The 3,730-nt window shown below is 55.8% G+C and carries 2 protein-coding genes, 1 tRNA gene and 1 pseudogene; all 4 read left to right on the top strand.

Annotation, left to right across the window (positions count from 1 at the left end; translation table 11 throughout):
* Positions 1-440 (top strand): annotated as a pseudogene (locus tag D8V06_RS23535) (ATP-dependent Clp protease ATP-binding subunit ClpX); the annotation flags it as partial.
* 161 nt (positions 441-601) lie between these two features.
* The gene (lon, locus tag D8V06_RS23540) at positions 602-2,998 is read left to right on the top strand and encodes an endopeptidase La (RefSeq protein ID WP_056854739.1); all 2,397 of its coding nucleotides are present in this window, start codon (positions 602-604) and stop codon (positions 2,996-2,998) included.
* A gap of 149 nt (positions 2,999-3,147) precedes the next feature.
* Positions 3,148-3,420, top strand: coding sequence for an HU family DNA-binding protein (locus tag D8V06_RS23545; protein ID WP_002552737.1), 273 nt, complete (start codon positions 3,148-3,150; stop codon positions 3,418-3,420).
* A 53-nt stretch (positions 3,421-3,473) separates the two neighbouring features.
* Positions 3,474-3,551 (top strand) — tRNA-Leu (locus D8V06_RS23550).
* Positions 3,552-3,730 lie beyond the last annotated feature (179 nt).

The raw sequence follows: 3,730 nt of genomic DNA on the forward strand, positions 1-3,730 counted from the left end.
AGAAGGTTGGTGAATCCCTGCGTGAAGTCGAGCCTGACGATCTGGTCAAGTTCGGCCTGATCCCGGAATTCGTCGGTCGTCTGCCGGTTCTCGCTACGCTGGATGAGCTGGATGAGGCTGCGTTGATGCAGATCCTCACCGAGCCGAAGAACGCTCTGACCAAGCAATACGCCAAGCTGTTCGAGATGGAAGGTGTAGACCTGGAGTTCCGTACCGACGCGCTGAAGTCTGTTGCCAAGCGCGCACTGGAACGCAAGACCGGCGCTCGTGGTTTGCGCTCGATTCTCGAAGGTGTGTTGCTCGACACTATGTACGAAATCCCCTCGCAGTCCGAGGTGAGTAAAGTAGTGATCGATGAAAGCGTTATAGAAGGCAAGTCCAAGCCACTGTATATCTATGAAAACAGTGAGCCTGCTGCCAAGGCCGCGCCAGACGCCTAAGCGTCACGCAGCCGGTACAAAGAAGGGGCCTTCGGGCCCCTTTGCTTTTTGCATGTTATTACACAGTCTTTGTGCTTGTTTTTTTTCAAGGCTGCCCCCATCTTGGTTTCAAGCTTACTTCCATCTGTTTCCGGCCTTATGGCCGCCGTAGAGGCGAAATCATGAAGACAACCATCGAATTGCCTCTCCTGCCATTGCGTGATGTCGTTGTGTATCCGCACATGGTTATCCCGCTGTTCGTGGGGCGCGAGAAATCCATCGAAGCCCTCGAGGCCGCGATGACGGGCGACAAGCAGATCCTTCTGCTGGCTCAGAGAAACCCTGCTGACGACGATCCCGGTGAAGACGCGCTTTATCGCGTGGGTACGATTGCTACCGTCCTGCAGCTGCTCAAGCTGCCTGACGGCACTGTCAAGGTTCTGGTCGAAGGCGAGCAGCGGGGCGCTGTGGAGCGCTTCAGCGAAGTGGACGGCCATTGCCGTGCCGAGGTCTCGCTGATCGACGAAGTTGACGCGCCAGAGCGCGAGTCGGAAGTGTTTGTCCGCAGCTTGCTGTCGCAGTTCGAACAATATGTGCAGTTGGGCAAGAAAGTCCCGGCTGAAGTCCTGTCGTCGCTCAACAGCATCGACGAGCCCGGGCGCCTGGTCGACACCATGGCCGCGCACATGGCGCTGAAAATCGAGCAGAAGCAGGAAATTCTCGAAATCATTGATCTGTCGGCCCGGGTCGAGCACGTTCTGGCGTTGCTGGATGCCGAGATCGACCTGCTGCAAGTCGAAAAACGCATTCGTGGTCGCGTCAAAAAGCAAATGGAGCGCAGTCAGCGCGAGTACTACCTGAACGAGCAGATGAAGGCCATTCAGAAAGAACTCGGCGACAGCGACGAAGGCCACAACGAAGTCGAAGAGCTGAAAAAGCGCATCGATGCCGCCGGCTTGCCAAAGGACGCACTGGCCAAGGCCACGGCCGAACTGAACAAACTCAAGCAGATGTCGCCAATGTCCGCGGAAGCGACCGTGGTTCGTTCGTACATCGACTGGCTGGTTCAGGTGCCGTGGAAGGCGCAGAGCAAGGTTCGACTGGACCTGGCGCGTGCAGAAGACATTCTGGATGCCGACCATTACGGTCTGGAAGAGGTCAAAGAACGCATCCTCGAATACCTCGCCGTGCAAAAGCGGGTGAAGAAGATTCGGGGTCCGGTGTTGTGCCTGGTCGGCCCTCCAGGCGTGGGTAAAACCTCGCTGGCGGAGTCGATCGCACACGCCACCAACCGCAAATTCGTGCGCATGGCCCTCGGCGGTGTACGCGATGAAGCGGAAATTCGTGGTCATCGCCGGACTTACATCGGTTCGATGCCAGGAAGATTGATTCAAAAAATGACCAAGGTGGGCGTCCGCAACCCGCTGTTCCTGCTCGATGAAATCGACAAGATGGGCAGCGACATGCGTGGCGATCCGGCATCGGCGTTGCTGGAAGTGCTCGATCCGGAGCAGAACCACAACTTCAACGATCACTATCTGGAAGTCGACTACGACCTGTCCGATGTGATGTTCCTGTGCACCTCGAACTCGATGAACATTCCGCCGGCACTGCTGGACCGGATGGAGGTGATCCGTCTGCCGGGCTATACCGAAGACGAGAAAATCAACATCGCCGTCAAGTATCTTTCGCCGAAGCAGATCACTGCCAACGGTTTGAAGAAAGGCGAGCTGGAATTTGACGCCGAAGCGATCCGCGACATCATTCGTTACTACACTCGCGAAGCCGGTGTGCGTGGGCTGGAACGTCAGATTGCCAAAGTCTGCCGCAAGGCGGTCAAAGAGCATGCGCTGGAAAAACGCTTCTCGGTGAAGGTTACTGCCGACGATCTGGAGCACTTCCTCGGCGTACGGAAATTCCGTTACGGCCTGGCAGAGCAACAGGATCAGATCGGTCAAGTGACCGGGTTGGCGTGGACCCAGGTGGGTGGCGAGTTGTTGACCATCGAAGCTGCTGTCGTGCCGGGCAAAGGGCAGTTGATCAAAACCGGATCGTTGGGTGACGTAATGGTCGAATCGATCACTGCGGCCCTGACGGTCGTGCGTAGCCGTGCCAAGAGCCTGGGCATTCCCCTGGACTTCCACGAGAAGCGCGACACTCACATCCACATGCCGGAAGGGGCTACGCCTAAAGACGGTCCTAGTGCCGGTGTAGGCATGTGCACGGCGCTGGTATCGGCATTGACCGGCATTCCTGTGCGCGCGGACGTGGCCATGACCGGTGAGATCACCTTGCGCGGGCAAGTGTTGGCGATCGGTGGTTTGAAGGAAAAACTGCTCGCCGCTCACCGCGGCGGAATCAAGACAGTGATCATTCCGGAAGAGAATGTTCGCGATCTGAAGGAAATTCCTGACAATATCAAGCAGGATCTACAGATTAAACCGGTTAAATGGATTGACGAGGTCCTGCAAATTGCGCTGCAATACGCGCCGGAGCCCTTGCCGGATGTGGCTCCGGAGATTGTCGCGAAGGATGAAAAACGCGAGTCCGATTCCAAGGAAAGAATTAGCACGCATTAGTACGTATTTGCCTGGGGGGCTTCCTTGACAGCTTTTTAGAGCCCTTGTTATAAAGCGGCTCTTAAGTGTCTGTAGGCCATTCAGCACTCGTTTTTGCTTTCACCAAAAAAACTTAGAATCATACTCAAATAGATATAAGGGGACTTAGAGTGAACAAGTCGGAACTGATTGATGCTATCGCTGCATCCGCTGATATCCCGAAAGCTGCTGCTGGCCGTGCGCTGGACGCTGTAATCGAATCCGTCACTGGCGCTCTCAAGGCTGGCGACTCTGTTGTTCTGGTTGGTTTCGGTACCTTCTCCGTAACTGATCGTCCAGCTCGCATTGGTCGTAACCCACAGACCGGTAAGACACTGGAAATCGCAGCAGCCAAAAAACCAGGCTTCAAAGCCGGTAAAGCACTGAAAGAAGCTGTCAACTAAGTTTGATTCAGGTTTTTGCCTATCCGGGTCGGGGTCAAGCCTGACCTGGCAGCGGAGCGGTAGTCCAGTCGGCAGGTCGCCGGTCCGAGACACCGAGGCTCGCCAGTTCGAGTCATCGGTCCGCTCCGCCAGTTACGAGAAGGCGCATCCTCGGATGCGCCTTTCTTCTATCCGGATTCTACCCACGCTCCACGGTTGCCTAATTTTGAAGTTCAACCGTTTATGGGGGACGCATGCTGCAGAATATCAGGGACAATTCACAAGGCTGGATTGCCAAGACCATTATCGGGGTCATCGTTGCACTGATGGC

The sequence above is a fragment of the Pseudomonas sp. Sample_24 genome (assembly GCF_004307605.1).
Classification (GTDB): Bacteria; Pseudomonadota; Gammaproteobacteria; order Pseudomonadales; family Pseudomonadaceae; genus Aquipseudomonas.

Excerpts from the sequence above, each read along its gene's own strand:
- lon (WP_056854739.1), top strand. The coding sequence starts at position 602 with ATGAAGACAACCATCGAATTGCCTCTCCTGCCATTGCGTGATGTCGTT.